This window comes from Vitreoscilla sp. C1 (genome assembly GCF_002951955.2).
Classification (GTDB): Bacteria; Pseudomonadota; Gammaproteobacteria; order Burkholderiales; family Neisseriaceae; genus Vitreoscilla; species Vitreoscilla stercoraria.
On record NZ_CP019644.2, the window covers coordinates 1,599,455 to 1,617,835 of the forward strand.

An 18,381-nucleotide genomic window follows, 5' to 3' on the forward strand; every position below is an offset into this window, starting at 1 on the left:
CAAGCCTTCATCGCTGCGCCAACGCCACACCACTGTCAAAATAATTTTTCACGCCACCTGCAATCGCATCAGCCACACGCACTCTAAAACCACTGGTCGATAACAAACGCTCTTCTTCAGGATTGGAAATAAAGGCACACTCCACCAAAATCGACGGAATATCAGGTGCTTTCAAAACTGCAAAACCGGCTTGGTCAACATGACCTTTGTGCAATTTATTTACCCGACCCAAAGCATTCAAAACATATTTACCCAAAATCAACGAGTCACGAATGGTCGCTGTTTGCGTCATATCCAATAAAGTTTGGTCCACATTGCGGTCACCCACTTTTTTAACGCCACCGACCAAATCCGAAGCATTTTGCGTATCCGCCAAATGCTTGGCCAACGTACTCGTTGCCGCGCCTGTACTCAAAGCATACACACCAGTACCACGAGGTTGTGGCGAAGTAAATGCATCGGCATGTACTGAAATAAACAAATCGGCCTGTAATTTACGCGCAGTGGCCACACGCACACCCAGAGGAATGAACACATCTTGATTGCGCGTCATGTGGGTTTTGTAACCCATGCTATCGAGTTTTTTCTTCAATTCTCGGCTGACTGCCAACACCACATCTTTTTCCCGCAAACCACTCGGACCAATCGCTCCGGGATCTTCACCCCCGTGACCGGGATCAATCACAATCACAATCTGACGCTTGATTTGGGTTTTGTTTTCAGGGGTGGCTTTAGGACGAGTGTCTTGCGGCTTGGGAATATTGGTTTGTGCTTTGGCGGTAGTTGAGCCGTCCGCTTTGACTTGCCCTGTACTGTAATCCTTAAGCAAAGCCATCAAAGCATCTTCTTCCTCTTCTTGTACCACGCCAGCACTGGCAGTAGGAAACAAATCCACTACCAAGCGGTGTTTGTATTCCGCAGCTGGCAACAAAGAAAACACTTGCGGGCTAACGCTGCGCTTCAAATCCATCACAATGCGCACCGTTGTATCATTAAACTGACCCACACGTATGCTTTGGATAAAAGGATCACGCGCCAATACCTTAGACGGCATCGATTTCAACACTTCATTGATGCTGATACCCGATACATCCACCACCAAGCGGCTAGGATTGTCCAACGTAAAATACTTAAACGGCACACCCGCACTGACTTCCAAAGTCATACGGGTGTACAAATCCGATGGCCACAAACGCGTTGCGACCACTTGAGCATTGTTTGCAAAAGCCTTAGGCGTCAAGCTGGCGCACGCGCCTGCGCCCAAAACTTGTAAAACGCCACGGCGGTTTATTCGAAGCATGATGTCAACATCTTCTGAGCAAGTTCATGATGAGCAGTGATTGTACATAAACGCCCTTCATCCTGCACACTTAAAGCAATCGTCATATCCGCTTGCGGCACAAAACCTTCTGCCATTTGCGGCCATTCGATTAAAGCGATGGTATTGGCATCAAACAATTCGTCCAAACCTGCATCCATCCACTCTTCAGGACTTTGAAAACGGTACAAATCAAAATGCTCGACTTTCAAACCATCCAATTCATAACTTTCCACAATGGTATAAGTCGGGCTTTTAACCGTGCCATCGAAACCCAAAGCACGCAACAAACCGCGCGTCAACGTGGTTTTGCCTGCACCCAAATCACCTGCCAAATACACCGTCAAGGCAGGCTGTAAATGTGCTGCCAATTGGTGTGCCAATGCAAGACTTGCTGCTTCATCAGCAAGGAATTGCGTATAATCTGCCATGTTGTTTCCAAAGATATTGTATGAATTCCAATGAATTGACCTTGGCCATCCGCCAACATGCCCAGCAATTGGGATTGCTAGACTGTAAAATCACCACCCCCAACCTGAGCCCCGAACACGATGAAAAGCTAAGCCTCTGGTTAGCACAAGGCTTTAAAGGTGAAATGTCATTTTTTCACAAACATGGCATATCCCGCAATCATGCAGAATATGTGTTACCCGAAGTCAAATCGGTCATCATGGTGGCTTTGCCGTATTGGACAGAAGACTTTGATCAAACGCGTGCCATTTTAGCAGATGAAAAAGCCGCTTACATTTCGCGTTATGCACTGGGGCGGGATTATCACAAAGTTTTACGTTCCCGCCTCAAGAATCTAGGGCAATACATTGAACAATTGGTTCCTGATGTCATATACCGTCCTGTAGTCGACAGTGCACCTTTATCAGAAGTGTCATTTGCCACACAAGCGGGTTTGGGTTGGCGAGGCAAACATTCTTTACTATTGCAAAAACAAACCGGCAGCTTGTATTTTTTGGGTGCCTTGCTCACCAATTTGGCATTAGAACCGAATGAGGAAATCCCCAGTCATTGCGGTCAATGCAGCCGTTGTATGCAAGCGTGCCCGACCCAAGCGATTGTGGCACCTTATACCGTCGACGCACGCCGCTGCATTTCTTACTTGACCATAGAATTGAACGACATCATTCCTGTTGAGTTTCGCAAAGCCATGGGCAACCGCATTTATGGCTGTGACGACTGCCAATTGGTGTGTCCGTTTAACCGCTTTACCAAGCCAAGCCAAGAAGCCGATTTTCAAGTCAGACATGGTTTGGACCAAGTGTCTTTGGTCGAATTATTGGCTTGGGATGAAACCATGTTTCAAAGCCGCATGGCGGGTAGCCCCATTTACCGCATCGGCTACCACAAATGGCTGTCCAACATCATCATTGCGCTGGGTAATGTGAGCAAAAGTGCTACAATCGCAAGCCTGATGGTGCCATTGTGCACCCACCCCAATCACTTGATTGCCGAAGCGGCAAAATGGACTTTATTGCAACATGACTACCCCGAATGAACGCCCTATTGGCGTGTTTGACTCAGGCGTTGGCGGTTTGACCGTCGTGCGTGCGTTGATGGAACGCCTACCTTTGGAAAACATCGTCTATTTTGGCGATACCGCACGCGTGCCTTATGGCAACAAATCCCGTTCCACTATTGAAACGTATACCAAACAAATCGTTGATTTTTTGTTTGAGCAAGATGTGAAAGCTTTGGTCATTGCATGCAATACCATCGCCGCTGTGGCAGGACAACGTGTGCGTCAAATGGCAGGCAATATGCCTGTTTTGGATGTGATTCAATCTGGCGCACAAGCGGCCTTAAACACCACTCACAGCGGCCGCATTGGCGTGATGGCGACATCAACCACCGTGAATAGCAACGCTTACGCCCGTGCCATCAACACCCAAAGCCATGACACACGCGTCATCTCGCAAGCCTGTCCTTTACTGGTACCGCTGGTGGAAGAAGGTTGGTTAGAACACGAAGTCACACGCTTAACTGCCCGCGAATATTTGAAACCGATTTTGACAGAAAACGTGGATACTTTGGTGTTAGGCTGCACCCATTACCCATTGCTCAAACCTTTGCTCGCCAGCGAAGTAGGCAATGTGCAATTGGTCGATTCTGCCACCACTACCGCCGAAGCCACTGCGATTGCTTTGGCAAAAGCAGGTTTGCTGAACGAACATGCACCCATACAAGGGGCGGACTACCGTTTTTATGTATCGGACATTCCATTGCGTTTTACCACCATAGGCGAACGTTTTTTAGGTCGCTCATTAGAGCAAATTGAAATGGTCAATTTAGGCTAAGCCCAAGCGTCCTGTAAACAAGCTGTTAATAAAGGGAAAATATGGATTTTAATTTAATCATCATTGGCGACGAAATCATTCAAGGCAGCCGTGTGGATGCTCATTTTAGCGCCATAAAAAACCTATTAAACGAACGTGGTTTGCGTTTGCGCCAAGTGCAGTATTTGCCTGACGATCGTGAACTGATTACCTTGACTTTGCAACGCAGTTTACAGGACGCTTATCCAACTTTTGTCACAGGTGGCATTGGTGGCACGCCTGACGACCACACGCGCCAAGCCGCAGCGCAAGCTTTGGGCTTGCCTTTGGCATTGCACCCTGAAGCGGTGCCTGCCATTGAAGCGATTGCCGAGCGTCGTGGTGAAAGTTTGGACGATCCCAATCATTTGATTCGTTTGAATATGGCCACCTTTCCTGCAGGCGTGGACTTGGTGCCCAATCTTTACAACAATATTGCGGGATTTTCGGCACAAGAACATTATTTTTTGCCCGGTTTTCCTGTGATGGCACATCCTATGGTGACGTGGGTTTTGGACACGATTTATCCCCATTTTCACCACCAAATCCAATACCAAAGCCTCAGCACTTGGATTTACAATGTGCCAGAATCGAACATCACCACATTGATGCACGATATTGAAAACAATTATCCGGGCATTCAAACATTCAGCTTGCCATCGACTTTACAGGACGCTAATAGTCCTTACCAATATCGGATTGAGTTTGGCCTAAAAGCCCAAAACCAAGCCAGCGAACAATTGCCACAAGCTTGGGCGATGGCTCTGGCAACCATTCAAAACTTGGGTGGCGTTTTACAAGCAATTGATTCACCGAGCGAATAAGTATTTTTCGTGTTGACAAAGCAGCCAAAATCAACATTAATCCTGTCGGTTTTGGCTGCTTATAACAAGCTTGCCATAGTGGTTTTTTTGCCAATATCATCAAAATGTGTTTCAAGCCAAGCCGCTCCTGCGACCCGCCCTTTTTCAAACAATTGGCTTAAGAAATTCCAATCAGATTTGACTTTGCTTTCAGCGCCCAAAGGCAATAAATCCGCGCCACCATCGACTTGATGCATGTAAATTTTGCGGTATTTTTTAATGTCGAGTTTGTTTTCATCCAACAAAGTGGTCACAAAACGAATGGCGCGCAATTCTGATAACAAACCTGCATTGAACGTGATTTGATTGGCTCGGTCTTGGATGTCACTCATGGATTTTGGCAATGCATCAATTTCCATAGGATTGATTTGCACCAACAAAATATCATGACACGGGGTTGAATAAATCAAAGGATACAAAGCAGGATTGCCCGCATAACCACCATCCCAATACGGTTCGCCATCCACTTCCACTGTTTGATATAACATCGGCAAACATGCAGATGCCATAACCACTTGCGAACTCATTTGCTGATTGGTAAAAATTTTACCTTTACCTGTGCGCACGTTGGTAGCACAAATAAACAATTGTGGCATCCAATCTTCGCATTTTTGAGCAGTCAAACAATCAAAATCGACCACACGATTCAAAATATCACGCAATGGATTGATGTCAAAAGGATTGGCTTGCACAGGCGACAACATCGGTTTCATCCAAGGCATCATCTTCGCTGCAAATGAAACAGGACTGGCCGCCATCAACGTACCCACTCGGCCTACGGCAAACCAAAAATCATGCAACTTCTCGCGTGCCAATTGACAACGTGCCAAATGGGCTTCGGTCTCATTCATCCCCTCAATTTTGGCTTCTGCAAAACCTGCCGCCAACACCACCGCATTCATCGCACCCGCACTGGTGCCACTAATGCCCTGAAAACTCAAGCGACCATCTTCCAATAAAGCATCCAAAACCCCCCAAGTGAATGCGCCATGCGAGCCGCCTCCTTGTAAAGCCAAATCAAGATAGCGTTTGTGCTTGCTCATACCCATTCTCCTAAATTTTGTCGCAAAATTAATCCATTGTATTGTGATTTGCAATGTCACTTTTTCATTCAAACCACTTTACGACCTTGTTGATTGCGGGAAGTTTATCAAACCCATTTTAAAAACCATCCCATAACAAATAATCAAAAGAAATAAATAAACAATAAAACAGTATTTAGAAGTTATAAAAATGGCTGCTATATTATTTTCATTCCTTACCACCGCTCGCAACAGAAAGTCTTTCCATGTTCAAAAAAACTTTTCTCTTGGCAATCCCTTTGGCCGTTGCTTTAGCCGCTTGTAATAATGGCAATAGTGCACCTACGGCCAATCATGCAGGCGCAAACCATCCATCTGCCACTGAAAAAGTGTCGATTTTGAACGTGTCATACGACCCAACACGCGAACTGTACCAAGAATACAATCCCGTTTTCCAAAAATACTGGTTAGAAAAAACAGGACAAACCGTTGATATTCAACAATCAAACGGTGGTTCAGGCAAACAAGCCTTGTCGGTAATTAATGGTTTACAGGCCGATGTCGTGACATTGGCATTGGCAGGCGACATTGATTCCATCAACAAAGACAAGCCATTGCTAAAAACCGATTGGCAACAAGCTTTGCCTGACAACAGCACGCCTTATACGTCAACCATCGTCTTTTTGGTGCGCAAAGGCAATCCAAAAAACATCCTAGATTGGGATGATTTGGTGAAGGGCGACACGCAAGTGATTACCCCCAACCCGAAAACCTCAGGCGGTGCACGCTGGAACTTCTTAGCCGCTTGGGCTTATGCCAAACAAAAAAATGGTGGCGATGATGCTGCAGCACAGCAATTTGTCACCGAATTATACAAACGTGTACCGATTATGGATACAGGCGCGCGCGGATCAACCATCACATTTACCCAACGTGGCTTGGGCGATGTCTTGCTCGCTTGGGAAAATGAAGCGTATTTGGCATTGAAAGAAACAGGCGATCAATTTGAAATTGTGACACCTTCTTTGTCCATTTTGTGCGAACCACCCGTGGCTGTGGTGGATGCAGTGGCTGATAAAAAAGGTACACGCGACGTTTCAACTGCGTATTTAGAACAATTGTATACTGAGGATTCACAACGCATTATTGCCAAACATTTCTACCGCCCAATTAATCCAAAAGTGGCAGAAGAATTCAAACACCAATTCCCAACATTACAATTGGTGACCATCAATGAGCATTTTGGTGGCTGGGCAAAAGCACAAGCACAATTTTTCTCAGATGGCGCGGTGTTCGACCAAATCTACACCAAGAAAAAATCTTGATACCCATAAATCCCATCAAAAAGCGTCCTGTAAAATATTTTACAGGACGCTTTTTATCACCATGGGCAAAGCATTAACCGACTTGGCTCAAGCTCTCACACTTATTCACTTTATAACGAAATTGCCGCAACTCTTGCTGCAACTCTTGCAAAGCCTCATCGCTTTTAAACTGCATGATGGGCAATATTTTCACCAGTTCCAAACGGCTAAATTTAATGCGCTTAAGCGGCTCTAACTCGGGCGTGAATTCAAAAAATCGGTGTTGTGCTTCTTGGTAAGCATAATAACGCAAAGTTGGGTGCACATTTTTTGTCAAATCCACCGCCACTATGACTTTGTCCCAAGATTTCGCCGCTTCCAATCCCACGCTACTGCCCGATACCATGCCCCAATACAAACGTGAAAACCATTCAGCTTGAATATTTTGACAAGCAGCATAAGCGTCCTGTAAACCATTGGTGTGTGCCAAAGCAGCGGTTAATTCCGCCAATTGCTCAAAATAAGGCGTAGGCGCTATCAAATAATTCAGCTCTTGCAAACTCATAATTTGTTTGGGCTTGGGCAAGCTTTTAGGCTGATTGCCATGAGCCAAAGCCACACAATCCATATCAGGAATGACGACTTGCCACGCCTCTATACCATCGACTTTCCAACGCTCACAATACGCCACCACCGCCTCATGCGCACTCACCACCACAGGAATAATTTGATGCTGCGGAAACAAATATTCCAATAATACTTTTTTCTTCAGCATTTCTTTTTTCAAAGCAGCATTGCATTTATTGGAAATGGAACATTCATAAAAATAAACGACTTCAGCACCGATTGCCAAACAATCAAATTCAGCAAACGCCGCGCCTTGCATGTTATACACACACTTGCCATCGCCCGTACAAAAAAAACCTGTTTTCACATAATGCTTTTTGACAGGCGCATACGGTCCCTTGGCTGCCAAACGCAAATCCAAGCCCTCTGTTTGCACCACTTTGAGCAAGGACTCATAAAAATAAGCCTCGTACACCTCGCCCAAAAAAGACGCATATTCAATGCCTGCATGCTGATTTTGCAAAAAACGGTTTTTTTGCATAAACACATAGCTGCTCAGGTTGTGTGCCAACACAACATACTCCTGATTGATACCAAGCCAAAAGAAAAACCAATTAAAACATAGACCGCACATACATTAAACACAATTATCCACATCACATCAAAAATCCAACACATGACAAATCAAACAATTGTTTTATTTATAAAAATTAAAAATCCACACTATCAAAAAAGCGTCCTGTAAACTTTACAGGACGCTTGTTAAATCTTTCGCAGCATCTTCTAAAACGTACCGGGATAAGCGCCACCATCCATCAAAATATTTTGACCTGTGATATAACCTGCCAAATCACTGCACAAAAACGCACACATTGCCCCAAATTCATGCGCCTGACCAAAGCGGCGCACAGGAATATTGGCTTTGCGAGCAGTATGAATCGCCTCTTCGCTCTGACCTGTGGCTTGCATCGCACTTTCAGTCAAGCTTTGCAAACGATCGGTATCAAACAAGCCCGGCAACAAATTGTTAATTGTGACCCCTTTTGCCGCCACATCGCTGCGTGCCACGCCTGCCACAAAACCTGTTAAACCACTGCGCGCACCATTGGACAAACCAAGCACATCAATCGGTGCTTTCACCGAACCCGAAGTGATATTGATAATGCGTCCAAAGCCACGTGCTGCCATGCCATCAATCACGGTTTGTATCAATGCAATCGGCGTGTACATATTCGCGTCTACCGCCGCCATCCACGTGTCCTTATTCCACTGGCGAAAATCGCCAGGCGCTGGACCGCCAGCATTGGTCACCAAAATGTCAAAGTCTTGCTGTACCGAAAACACCGCCACACGCCCAACTTCCGTCGTGATGTCTGCCGCCACATAAGTAACCATCGCGCCATGCGTGGCCACTTTCATCACGCGCTCTGCCGCTTCTTGCAACACATCTTCACGCCGCGCCACCATCAACACACTGACGCCTTCTTTGGCCAACGCCTCCGCACACGCATACCCCAAACCACGACTGGCACCGCAAACTAGGGCGGTTTTTCCTGTAAGGTTTAAATTCATCTTTATCCTATCTTAATCGATTATCAATAAAATCTTTGATTTTCAAATCATCAAATCCCAACTGTTTTAACACATGCGCTTGAAAAATCATATTCATGAAATTGTATAAAAATCTTAAATCTCCGCTTTTTGCAAAACCTTCTGACTCTTCATATTTGGGATTGTAATGTGTTAAATAATTTCTTGTAGCTAAAATCAGTTGAGACAAATTTTCTAACCAAGCGCTTATCTCTTTAGCTTGGGTTTGTGTAAAATCCATACTCATGCTTTCACTTTTAAAATAAATCTCAAATAGAAATCTTACTTTATCAATAAAAGTCTTTTCCCCATTATCACCATATATTCTTTTATAAAAAACTTCCAAAACTTGAGCCAAAGCCAAAAATTGACCATTTAAAGTTTGGTGATAACCAAATTGCACTGAAAAATACAAGTTATAAATCGGCTCCAATCTGTCATACATCAACAGCCATTTTTGCAAAACGTCTTCAAAATGAGTTTCTACCTCTTTAAAACCAAAAAGTCCTCCAAATGACTGTTTAATAGGATTGCTAGATATTAAAGTACTTGGATAAAAAATCTTGGCTTCATGGTTTTTAGCTACGCCTTGATGAACGATCGGTACTTGAGCCGTAATGTTTTCAATCATTAATGGTTGACTCATGACCAAACTCAAAAAATCTACCATACGATGGCAAACAACTTTCAAATCTTGTAATGGTCTTGCCGTTTCACTGTAGACATTCAAACGTACACTTTGTACGATTCTCGCCTCAAAATGATTAATAAAAGCTGGACAATAAAAAACCATTTCTAATACCAAACCATCACCCAACTCAAAGCGTTTAGTAGGCAATTTTTTATATGAAATAATGATTTCTTCATTATCCGACTGATTTGCTAATTGTCCTCTATCGAATCCTGATAATTCTACCCAATCATCCAAATTCTCTACCATAAAACGCATACTTTGAATGTGGATTGCCTCATCTTCATCAAATGACAAGCCACTTACAACCATTTGAGATGAAATCCAAATCGTATGAATACCTTTCATATTAATACTGGATTTAAATTGAGAACATTCGTCTAAAGTCACATAACCTTCATTAGCTACATGACCAATAATACGAATGCTGTTATTTGTGGTTTTAAACGATTGCAATGCATCAGGTAAATCAACAGTTAGTTCAAGTTCAATCACCCCACCATCAGAAATGGTTAAAATTCCCGGATATTTATTTTGCTCATCAGCGACTTTCCAAAAAAAGCCTTTCATCACTTTCTGCTCTCTAATACGCATATTTCTCCCTTGTTTTTATCCAATATAGTTATTATTTTTTATAGTTGGAATATTAATATAAAAAAGCGTCCTGTAAACCTTACAGGACGCTTCATCTTACCTAAAACAATCAATCAAATGATTTAAGCAACTTTGCTTTGAACCCAAGCCACAACGCCTGCCAATGCAGCAGGCAAAGCCGCCACATTAGAGCCGCCCGCTTGTGCCAAATCAGGGCGACCGCCGCCTTTACCGCCAACTTGCTCAGCAACGGTTTTCACCAAGTCGCCCGCTTTAACGGTTTTGCTCAAGGCTTTGGATACGCCTGCGCACAAGCTGATTTTGCCGTCGACAACGGAAGCGAGCAACACGACAATGTCGTCGCCTTTACCAGTCAAATCGGTGGTGATGTCACGAATGGCAGCAGCATCCACGCCGTCCATTTGTTTCACAATCACACGCGCATTACCAACCGCTTGTGCTTCATTCAACAAAGCAGCGCCTGTGTGAGCTGCCAATTTGCTGTTAGCGTCAGCCAAGGCTTTTTCCAATTGTTTGGTGTGCGCTTGGTTGGCGTGAACTTTGGCGATGATGTCGTCAGCGGTTTGTGCTTTGACTTCGGCCACCACGTTTTTCACCAATTGTTCTTGTTCTTGCGCCCAAGCCAAAGCGTTCAAACCTGTCACCGCTTCGACGCGGCGCACGCCTGCAGCAATGCCTTGCTCCATCACAATTTTGAACAAGCCAATGTCGCCTGTGCGTGACACATGCGTGCCGCCACACAATTCGGTAGAAAACTCGCCCATTTGCAATACACGCACTTCGTCGCCGTATTTCTCGCCAAACAAAGCCATCGCGCCCGCTTCAATCGCATCATCAAACGACATGTGCGCCGCTTTCACTTCCACGTTCGCCAAAATCGCTTGGTTCACCATCGCTTCCACTTGCGCGATTTCTTCGGCAGTGATGGCTTGTTGGTGTGAAATGTCAAAACGGGTGCGCTCAGCTGTTACCAACGAGCCTTTTTGCTCAACGTGTGTGCCCAAAACTTCACGCAACGCCGCGTGCATCAAATGCGTCGCTGAATGGTTACGCATGTTGGCGTTGCGAATGTCGCTGTCGATGGTTGCAGTCACGCTTTCGCCCACTTTAATCGAGCCTGCCGCCACTTTACCGTATTGACCAAACACCGCAGCTTTGATTTTTTGCGTATCCGACACTTCAAAGCGTCCTGAAACCGCTGCAATCACGCCTGTGTCACCAATTTGACCACCGCTTTCAGCATAGAAAGGCGTATTGTCCAACACCACAATGCCTTCTTCGCCTTCGTTCAATTCGTCCACAGACTCGTTGTCACGGAACAAAGCCAAGATGGTCGCTTGGGTTTCACGCTCGGTATAGCCTTCAAATTGGCTGTCTGCACCTTCGTAATCCAATTGTACGTTGGCTTTGAATGATTTGGCTGAACGAGCACGATTGCGCTGCGCTTCCATTTCACGGTTAAAGCCTTCTTCGTCCAATTCGATTTCACGCTCGCGACAAATATCAGCAGTCAAATCGTATGGAAAACCGTAAGTGTCGTAGAGTTTGAAAATCACTTCGCCTGCCAATACTTTTTGGTCACCTGCCAAAGCTTGTTCCAACAAGCCCATGCCAGTTTCCAAAGTTTGTGCAAAGCGGGTTTCTTCCAAACGCAATTGTTCGGTAATCAAAGCTTGGCGTTCGCGCAATTCAGGGTAAGCATCGCCCATGATATTCGCCAAATCTGCCACCAATTTGTGGAAAAATGGTTTGCTTTGACCCAATTTGTAACCATGACGCACAGCGCGGCGAATGATGCGGCGCAACACATAACCACGACCTTCATTTGACGGCAACACGCCATCGGCAATCAAGAATGAACACGCGCGAATGTGATCGGCAATCACTTTCAAGCTTGGTGTATCTTGGTTGTAAGGCACGCCTGTTTCACGAGCAGCGGCCTGTAACAAATCCACAAACAAGTCGATTTCGTAATTGGCATGTACGTGTTGCAATACGGCAGTGATGCGCTCCAAACCCATGCCTGTGTCCACAGATGGCTTAGGCAATGGGTGCATGGTACCGCTTTCATCGCGGTTGAACTGCATGAAAACGTTGTTCCAAATTTCAATGAAACGGTCGCCATCTTCTTCAGGGCTTCCCGGAGGGCCACCCCAGATATGGTCACCGTGGTCGAAGAAAATTTCTGAGCAAGGACCGCAAGGACCAGTATCACCCATCGTCCAGAAGTTGTCTGAAGCGTATTTTTCGCCTTTGTTGTCACCGATGCGGATGATTTTTTCCGCTGGCAAACCGATGTCATTCAGCCAAATGTTGTAAGCTTCGTCGTCTTCTGCATAAACAGTGGCCAACAATTTTTCTTTTGGCAAATTCAAATATTCAGGCGAAGTCAAGAATTCCCATGCAAATTTAATCGCATCGTGTTTGAAATAATCACCAAAGCTGAAGTTACCCATCATTTCAAAGAAAGTATGATGGCGCGCAGTGTAACCCACGTTTTCCAAGTCATTGTGTTTGCCACCAGCACGCACACATTTTTGTGCGGTCGTAGCACGGGTATAAGGGCGTTTGTCAAAGCCCAAAAACACATCTTTGAACTGGTTCATACCAGCATTGGTAAACAATAAAGTCGCGTCGTTGTGTGGCACAAGCGAGCTAGAAGGGACAATTGCATGTCCTTTGCTCTCGAAAAACGAGAGAAATTTTTGGCGTATTTCGGCTGTTTTCATGCTGAATTCTTATGTTTATGAAAGTTAATCGACACTCATCGCCATCAGGCGAAACGCTTTCAATACTATCATATCTGTGCTTAAGATTAAGCAATGATTTAAGATTTTCTCTATCGATAAAATAAAGCCATTTCAAATGCACAAAAAATTACAGGACGCTTGATTTTAAGCGTCCTGTAAATGCATTCAAAAATAAATATGCGGCAACAAATGTTTCACTGTGGTATCAATGACAATACCTAGGCTAAACATCATCATCACTTTGATGGAATAAAAGAAAAATTTTCTCGCCCATTGATCGTTGTCCTCAGCATCAAAACCTTGCCAACCAATGTATCCCCAACGCAAGCCATAATAACCAAAAATGGCTAAAAAGACCCAACCGACTGTGCCATAAGCATACAAAGCCACACCACTTGCCATGTACAAAGCCCAATAAGCAATCATGGCTTTTTTGGTATGCCACACGCCTTTAACCAATGGCAACAAAGGAATTTGCGCGTTGGCATAATCTTGTTGGCGGAAAACCGCAATGGCATAAGAATGTGGAATTTGCCAAAAAGCAAACAGCATGAAAATGAAAAAAGCGTCGATGTTGAAGACACCACTGATACTGCAATAACCCATCACAGGCGGACATGCCCCTGAGAAACTGCCCAAGGTGGTTTGATGAATGGAACGGCGTTTTAAAAGCATGGTGTAAATCATGACATACACCACAAATCCAAAAATACCGACCAATAAAGTCACGATATTCATAGATGCCAAAATAGCCATGGCAGCAAAGAACAACACCAGAGCAATGCCCATCACCTGCCATTTGGGTACGGATTCTTGTACCAATAGACGGTTTTGGGTTCGCGACATCAAACCATCAATGTCACGTTCATAATAATTATTGAATACACATGCTGAGCCTACCAAACAGAAGGTGGCCAACATCACCCAAAGCAATGTTGGCCAATCTTTCCAACTTGGTCCAGCCAGTAAGAAGCCACCTAACACAGGAATCATGTTACCAAACACGATTCCTGGTTTGATTAAGCCCCAATAGCGCTTAAACGTCGTTGTTTGCACAGCTCTTACATCATGAAAGAATGCAATTCAGACAAAATCCAAACCGAGCCAACGAACAAAATGGCGATGGTCAAGAAAGTGTACCAAAAAGAGGCAATGTGCCATCTTTGAGCGTCTTCTCGTTTCATGTGTAAGAAGAACACCAACTGCACCCAAACCTGAGCAAACATGGTAATCACCAAAGTCGCTACGGTAATGCCTTTAGGCATGCCACCCATCACCATACCGAATGGAATCACGGTCAAGATGATAGAGATGATAAAGCCCACAACATATTGTTTGACTGAGCCGGCATCATGATTGTTATGTGAACTCATTGAATGGCTCCCAATAAGTAAACTTCAGTGTAAACACACACCCAAACGATGTCCAAAAAGTGCCAGAAAATACTCAACATCATCAAACGACGGTTCACCGCTGGATTATCCAAGCCAAACTTGCCCACTTGTACAATCAACACCGCCAACCAAATCAAACCTGAAGTCACGTGCAAGCCGTGAGTACCTACCAAGCTGAAATATGAAGTCAAGAAAGCACTGCTTTGTGGCGTATGACCAGCATGAATCAAATGAGAGAACTCATACACTTCCATGCCGATGAAGATGGCACCCAAAACAAAGGTTGCAATCAACCAAAATTGCAATTTCGCCACATTCTTTTGTGCTTGGGCAAAATGCGCCATGCCAAAAGTAAAGCTACTGGCTAACAATACGATGGTTTCAACAAACACAAAACCCAAAGTATCTTTGAAAATTTCGTATTCAGTCGCACCACCGGCTGAATGTTCACGCAACACTTGAAAGCCAATGAACAAGGTACAGAACAAAATCAAGTCGGTCATGATGTAAATCCAAAAGCCCAAAGAGGCATTGGCATTTACCACCGCATCATGATCGTGATGGTCATCGTGGTGATGAGCATCATTTACATTAGTAGTTGTTGTCATAATTAACCTCGAGATTCTTGGTATTCACGAACACGTTTTAACTGTGCTTCTTCTGTCTTTTTAACAGTGTCCACATCAACATAGTAGTCGTGTTTGGTGTTGAATGAAGAGATGATGAAAGCGCCGATGGTCGCAATCAAACTCACTGCTACCAACCACCAGATATGCCATACAAACGCGAAACCAAATACAGTCAACAAGCCAGCCATCACCACACCAACAGTACGGTTTTTCGGCATGTGGATTTCTTCATATTTCACATTGTTTGGATATGCTTTACCATGTTCTTTGTCATACCAGAACTGATCAATGTCATTGATTTCTGGCAATTTAGCAAAGTTGTAGAATGGAGGCGGTGAAGAAGTTGCCCAATCCAAAGTACGACCTCCCCATGGATCACCAGTCACATCAGCATTGCTCTTATCGGTCAAGTACACTTTGATAGACCACAAGATGTTCAACACAGTCAAACCAATACCGATGGCAATCACGACAGCACCGATGAATGCAACGTGCAAGTAAGGTGCCCATTCAGGATGATCTAAGCCGATTGTATTCATACGGCGAGTCATACCCATGAAGCCCAAGATGTACAACGGAACGAATGCCAACCAGAAGCCCCAGAACCAACACCAGAAAGAAGCGCGGCCCAAACGGTCATTCAACTTGAAGCCAAACATTTTTGGCCACCAGAACGTCAAACCAGCCATCAAACCAAATACCACACCACCGATAATGGTGTTATGGAAGTGAGCTACTAAGAACAAAGAGTTGTGTACTACAAAGTCAGCAGGCGGAATAGACAACAATACGCCCGTCATACCACCAACAGTAAATGTTACCAAGAAACCCACTGCCCACAACATTGGCACTTCAAAGCGAATTTTGCCTTTGTACATGGTGAAGATCCAGTTAAAGATTTTCACACCAGTAGGAATGGCAATGACCATGGTCATGATACCAAAGAATGCATTCACGCTAGGACCTGCGCCCATGGTGAAGAAGTGATGCACCCATACAATCATCGACAATACTGCAATCGCGCCAGAAGCATAAACCATGCCTCTGTAACCGAACAAACGCTTGCCTGAGAAAGTAGATACCACTTCAGAGAAAATACCAAATGCTGGCAATACCAAGATGTAAACCTCAGGATGACCCCAAGTCCAAATCAAGTTCACATACAACATTGGGCTACCACCCAAGTCATTAGTGAAGAAATGGAAGTCCATCACACGGTCCACAGTCAACATAGCCAAAGTCGCAGTCAACACAGGGAAAGTTGCCAAAATCATCATGGCAGCCACCAAAGTGGTCCAAGTGAAGATAGGCATTTGCATCAAAGACATGCTAGGTGTACGCATGCGCAAGATGGTTACAACCATGTTCACACCAGTCAACAAGGTACCCAAACCTGACAATTGCAATGCCCAGATATAGTAATCCACACCCACGCCAGGACTGTAATCAATACCTGACAATGGTGGATAAGCCAACCAACCTACAGCTGCAAACTCACCGATGACCAAAGATGCCATCACCAAAATGACGCCAGACACGAATAGCCAAAAACTGAAATTGTTCAGCAATGGGTAAGCTACGTCACGTGCACCAATTTGCAAAGGTACCACCACGTTCATCAAACCCACAACCAAGCCCATCGCCACGAAGAAAATCATGATGACGCCATGGGCAGTAAAGATTTGGTCGTAATGTTCAGGTGTTAAATAGCCTGGTCCACCGCTGGCAGCCATAGACAATTGCAAACGCATCATAAATGCATCGGCAAAACCACGCACCAACATCACCAAAGAAACGATGATGTACATGATGCCCAAACGTTTGTGGTCAACCGATGTGAACCACTCGTTCCACAAATAGCCCCACTTTTTAAAGTAAGTCAGAGCTCCTACTACGGCGATACCGCCCAGTGCCATCGCGATCATCGTCACAATGACGATAGGATCTCCGGGGATGGCACTCCAATCGAGTTTACCTAACATAGATTAATTTCCTCCTGCAGCAGATGCAGCAACTGGCGCACTGGTGGCAACCGGCTCACTGCTACTGTTAACAGATTGACTCAAATGTTTTGAACGCATGTATTGGTCAACAATGTTTTGGAACAGATTGTTTTCCACAGTACCGAAGTATTGCACTGGCTCTGGTTTAGGAGACTCAGTACGTTTTACATGTGGCACACCAACAGTGGTTTGACGCACAGGTTCTTGCAAAGACTTGAATTTTTGCATAGTCAAAGTGTTTTGAGACGCTTTAACTTGTTTAATCCAATTCTCATATTCAGCACCACTTACAGCATGGGCTTTGAATTTCATTTTAGAGAAACCGTGACCACTGTAGTTAGCTGATGTGCCTTCATAGACACCTTGCTCATTCGCGATCAAATGCAATTGGGTTTTCATACCCGCCATTGCATACACTTGACCACCCAATTGAGGGATGAAGAATGAGTTCATTGAAAAATCAGATGTGATGACAAAATTCACAGGCTGATTATCAGGGAAATAGATTTCATTTACGGTTGCAATGTTTTCATTTGGATATACAAATACCCATTGATAAGGCGCTGCAATCGCTTGAATCTGAATGTGCTCTTTATCAGAATCCAATGGACGGTATGGATCCAATTTGTGAGTGGCACGCCATGAAATGACTGCCATAATCAAAATAATGATACACGGTACAGCCCAAACCCACATTTCAATCTTGTGAGAATAGTCCCAATTTGGTGCGTACTCTTTTTCTACTGCCTTGTTGTTATGGCGATACTTCCATGCAAACCACAATGACATCGCGATGGCGGGAATCACCACCAACAACATCATCACAATTTGGATGTAGATCAAATTACGCTGTTCGATACCAACCTGTCCTTTGGAATCGATCAGCACATACCCCTCACCACAACCAGCAAGCAATGCCGCCAACGTGATAAAAGATAAGACCTGAATCATCTGCTTCATGAGCGTGACCTCAAATAATCTTTGATTTTTACAAAAGCACTAAAACCTCACCATGCCCACTTACTGAAATTTACCGTTTTTACGACAATAAACCCAAATAAATCAACATCATGAGGTCAAATGCAGCCAAGTTATTAACTTATAACTCCGTAATTCTATCAGGAAGTTAACGAAATTTCATGGTTTAAACCCATAAGCAGTTGCTCAATTTGACTCTAATTTGATTTTGGTTAAGTAAAAAACGGAACTATTTTACTTAAGGCACTTATATCAATCGCAATAAAATCAACCACACCATGCTGATAAAAAATGGCTATACACCCTGTTTACAAAAACTAACACCCTGAATAT

16 protein-coding genes are annotated in these 18,381 nt (G+C 44.4%); 4 read left to right on the forward strand and 12 right to left on the reverse strand.

The window, feature by feature from the left end; translation table 11 throughout:
* Nucleotides 1–7 precede the first annotated feature (7 nt).
* Nucleotides 8–1,300, reverse strand: coding sequence for an N-acetylmuramoyl-L-alanine amidase (locus ADP71_RS07800; protein ID WP_019958819.1), 1,293 nt, complete (start codon nt 1,298–1,300; stop codon nt 8–10).
* Nucleotides 1,288–1,749, reverse strand: a complete 462-nt coding sequence (gene tsaE / locus ADP71_RS07805; RefSeq protein WP_019958820.1) for a tRNA (adenosine(37)-N6)-threonylcarbamoyltransferase complex ATPase subunit type 1 TsaE — start codon at nt 1,747–1,749, stop codon at nt 1,288–1,290. Before tsaE ends, ADP71_RS07800 begins: the two co-directional genes overlap by 13 nt.
* Before the next feature lie 20 nt (nt 1,750–1,769).
* On the opposite strand from tsaE, the gene queG reads away from it, so the two are divergent.
* From queG to ADP71_RS07820, 3 genes are read left to right on the forward strand one after another with little or no spacing between them, the layout of a single operon-like run.
* Nucleotides 1,770–2,825 carry a tRNA epoxyqueuosine(34) reductase QueG gene (queG, locus tag ADP71_RS07810; protein WP_019958821.1) on the forward strand — a complete coding sequence of 352 codons (1,056 nt, stop codon included), beginning with the start codon at nt 1,770–1,772 and terminating at the stop codon, nt 2,823–2,825.
* Nucleotides 2,809–3,624, forward strand: coding sequence for a glutamate racemase (murI, locus tag ADP71_RS07815; protein WP_019958822.1), 816 nt, complete (start codon nt 2,809–2,811; stop codon nt 3,622–3,624). Before queG ends, murI begins: the two co-directional genes overlap by 17 nt.
* Before the next feature lie 41 nt (nt 3,625–3,665).
* On the forward strand, nt 3,666–4,466 hold the full coding sequence (locus ADP71_RS07820; protein WP_104931935.1) for a competence/damage-inducible protein A: 801 nt from the start codon (nt 3,666–3,668) through the stop codon (nt 4,464–4,466).
* Between the two features lie 59 nt (nt 4,467–4,525).
* Here ADP71_RS07820 and ADP71_RS07825 read toward each other — a convergent pair whose 3' ends face one another.
* On the reverse strand, nt 4,526–5,548 hold the full coding sequence (locus tag ADP71_RS07825; protein WP_019958824.1) for a patatin-like phospholipase family protein: 1,023 nt from the start codon (nt 5,546–5,548) through the stop codon (nt 4,526–4,528).
* 245 nt (nt 5,549–5,793) lie between these two features.
* Between ADP71_RS07825 and ADP71_RS07830 the strand changes: the two genes are divergently transcribed.
* Nucleotides 5,794–6,852: a sulfate ABC transporter substrate-binding protein gene (locus ADP71_RS07830; protein ID WP_104931936.1), complete on the forward strand. Its 1,059-nt coding sequence runs from the start codon at nt 5,794–5,796 to the stop codon at nt 6,850–6,852.
* Between the two features lie 73 nt (nt 6,853–6,925).
* Here the strand turns inward: ADP71_RS07830 and ADP71_RS07835 are convergent, their stop codons facing one another.
* From ADP71_RS07835 to cyoA, 9 genes are all read right to left on the reverse strand, one after another.
* Nucleotides 6,926–7,972, reverse strand: coding sequence for a hypothetical protein (locus ADP71_RS07835; RefSeq protein WP_104931937.1), 1,047 nt, complete (start codon nt 7,970–7,972; stop codon nt 6,926–6,928).
* A 209-nt stretch (nt 7,973–8,181) separates the two neighbouring features.
* Nucleotides 8,182–8,970, reverse strand: coding sequence for an SDR family oxidoreductase (locus ADP71_RS07840; protein WP_019958827.1), 789 nt, complete (start codon nt 8,968–8,970; stop codon nt 8,182–8,184).
* Nucleotides 8,971–8,977: 7 nt separating this feature from the next.
* On the reverse strand, nt 8,978–10,273 hold the full coding sequence (locus ADP71_RS07845) for a HEPN domain-containing protein (RefSeq protein WP_171461053.1): 1,296 nt from the start codon (nt 10,271–10,273) through the stop codon (nt 8,978–8,980).
* A 122-nt stretch (nt 10,274–10,395) separates the two neighbouring features.
* The gene (alaS, locus tag ADP71_RS07850; protein ID WP_104931939.1) at nt 10,396–13,023 is read right to left on the reverse strand and encodes an alanine--tRNA ligase; all 2,628 of its coding nucleotides are present in this window, start codon (nt 13,021–13,023) and stop codon (nt 10,396–10,398) included.
* 186 nt (nt 13,024–13,209) lie between these two features.
* Entirely contained in the window at nt 13,210–14,100 is an 891-nt protein-coding gene (gene cyoE / locus ADP71_RS07855) for a heme o synthase (protein WP_257793063.1), read from the reverse strand.
* 5 nt (nt 14,101–14,105) lie between these two features.
* Nucleotides 14,106–14,417: a cytochrome o ubiquinol oxidase subunit IV gene (gene cyoD / locus ADP71_RS07860; protein WP_019958017.1), complete on the reverse strand. Its 312-nt coding sequence runs from the start codon at nt 14,415–14,417 to the stop codon at nt 14,106–14,108.
* Complete coding sequence (gene cyoC, locus ADP71_RS07865; protein ID WP_019958018.1) at nt 14,414–15,046, reverse strand: cytochrome o ubiquinol oxidase subunit III; 633 nt, start codon at nt 15,044–15,046, stop codon at nt 14,414–14,416. The genes cyoD and cyoC overlap by 4 nt, the downstream gene beginning before the upstream one ends.
* A gap of 2 nt (nt 15,047–15,048) precedes the next feature.
* The gene (gene cyoB / locus ADP71_RS07870) at nt 15,049–17,049 is read right to left on the reverse strand and encodes a cytochrome o ubiquinol oxidase subunit I (RefSeq protein WP_104931941.1); all 2,001 of its coding nucleotides are present in this window, start codon (nt 17,047–17,049) and stop codon (nt 15,049–15,051) included.
* Nucleotides 17,050–17,052: 3 nt separating this feature from the next.
* Complete coding sequence (gene cyoA / locus ADP71_RS07875) at nt 17,053–18,030, reverse strand: ubiquinol oxidase subunit II (RefSeq protein WP_040755708.1); 978 nt, start codon at nt 18,028–18,030, stop codon at nt 17,053–17,055.
* Nucleotides 18,031–18,381: the final 351 nt, after the last annotated feature.

What these genes read in the sequence shown, in the direction of transcription:
- cyoB (WP_104931941.1), bottom strand. Translation starts at nt 17,049, where the DNA reads ATGTTAGGTAAACTCGATTGGAGTGCCATCCCCGGAGATCCTATCGTC.
- cyoD (WP_019958017.1), bottom strand. Translation starts at nt 14,417, where the DNA reads ATGAGTTCACATAACAATCATGATGCCGGCTCAGTCAAACAATATGTT.
- ADP71_RS07830 (WP_104931936.1), top strand. Translation starts at nt 5,794, where the DNA reads ATGTTCAAAAAAACTTTTCTCTTGGCAATCCCTTTGGCCGTTGCTTTA.
- ADP71_RS07840 (WP_019958827.1), bottom strand. Translation starts at nt 8,970, where the DNA reads ATGAATTTAAACCTTACAGGAAAAACCGCCCTAGTTTGCGGTGCCAGT.
- alaS (WP_104931939.1), bottom strand. Translation starts at nt 13,023, where the DNA reads ATGAAAACAGCCGAAATACGCCAAAAATTTCTCTCGTTTTTCGAGAGC.
- murI (WP_019958822.1), top strand. Translation starts at nt 2,809, where the DNA reads ATGACTACCCCGAATGAACGCCCTATTGGCGTGTTTGACTCAGGCGTT.
- tsaE (WP_019958820.1), bottom strand. Translation starts at nt 1,749, where the DNA reads ATGGCAGATTATACGCAATTCCTTGCTGATGAAGCAGCAAGTCTTGCA.
- ADP71_RS07845 (WP_171461053.1), bottom strand. Translation starts at nt 10,273, where the DNA reads ATGCGTATTAGAGAGCAGAAAGTGATGAAAGGCTTTTTTTGGAAAGTC.
- cyoC (WP_019958018.1), bottom strand. Translation starts at nt 15,046, where the DNA reads ATGACAACAACTACTAATGTAAATGATGCTCATCACCACGATGACCAT.
- ADP71_RS07800 (WP_019958819.1), bottom strand. Translation starts at nt 1,300, where the DNA reads ATGCTTCGAATAAACCGCCGTGGCGTTTTACAAGTTTTGGGCGCAGGC.
- ADP71_RS07825 (WP_019958824.1), bottom strand. Translation starts at nt 5,548, where the DNA reads ATGAGCAAGCACAAACGCTATCTTGATTTGGCTTTACAAGGAGGCGGC.
- ADP71_RS07820 (WP_104931935.1), top strand. Translation starts at nt 3,666, where the DNA reads ATGGATTTTAATTTAATCATCATTGGCGACGAAATCATTCAAGGCAGC.
- queG (WP_019958821.1), top strand. Translation starts at nt 1,770, where the DNA reads ATGAATTCCAATGAATTGACCTTGGCCATCCGCCAACATGCCCAGCAA.
- cyoA (WP_040755708.1), bottom strand. Translation starts at nt 18,030, where the DNA reads ATGAAGCAGATGATTCAGGTCTTATCTTTTATCACGTTGGCGGCATTG.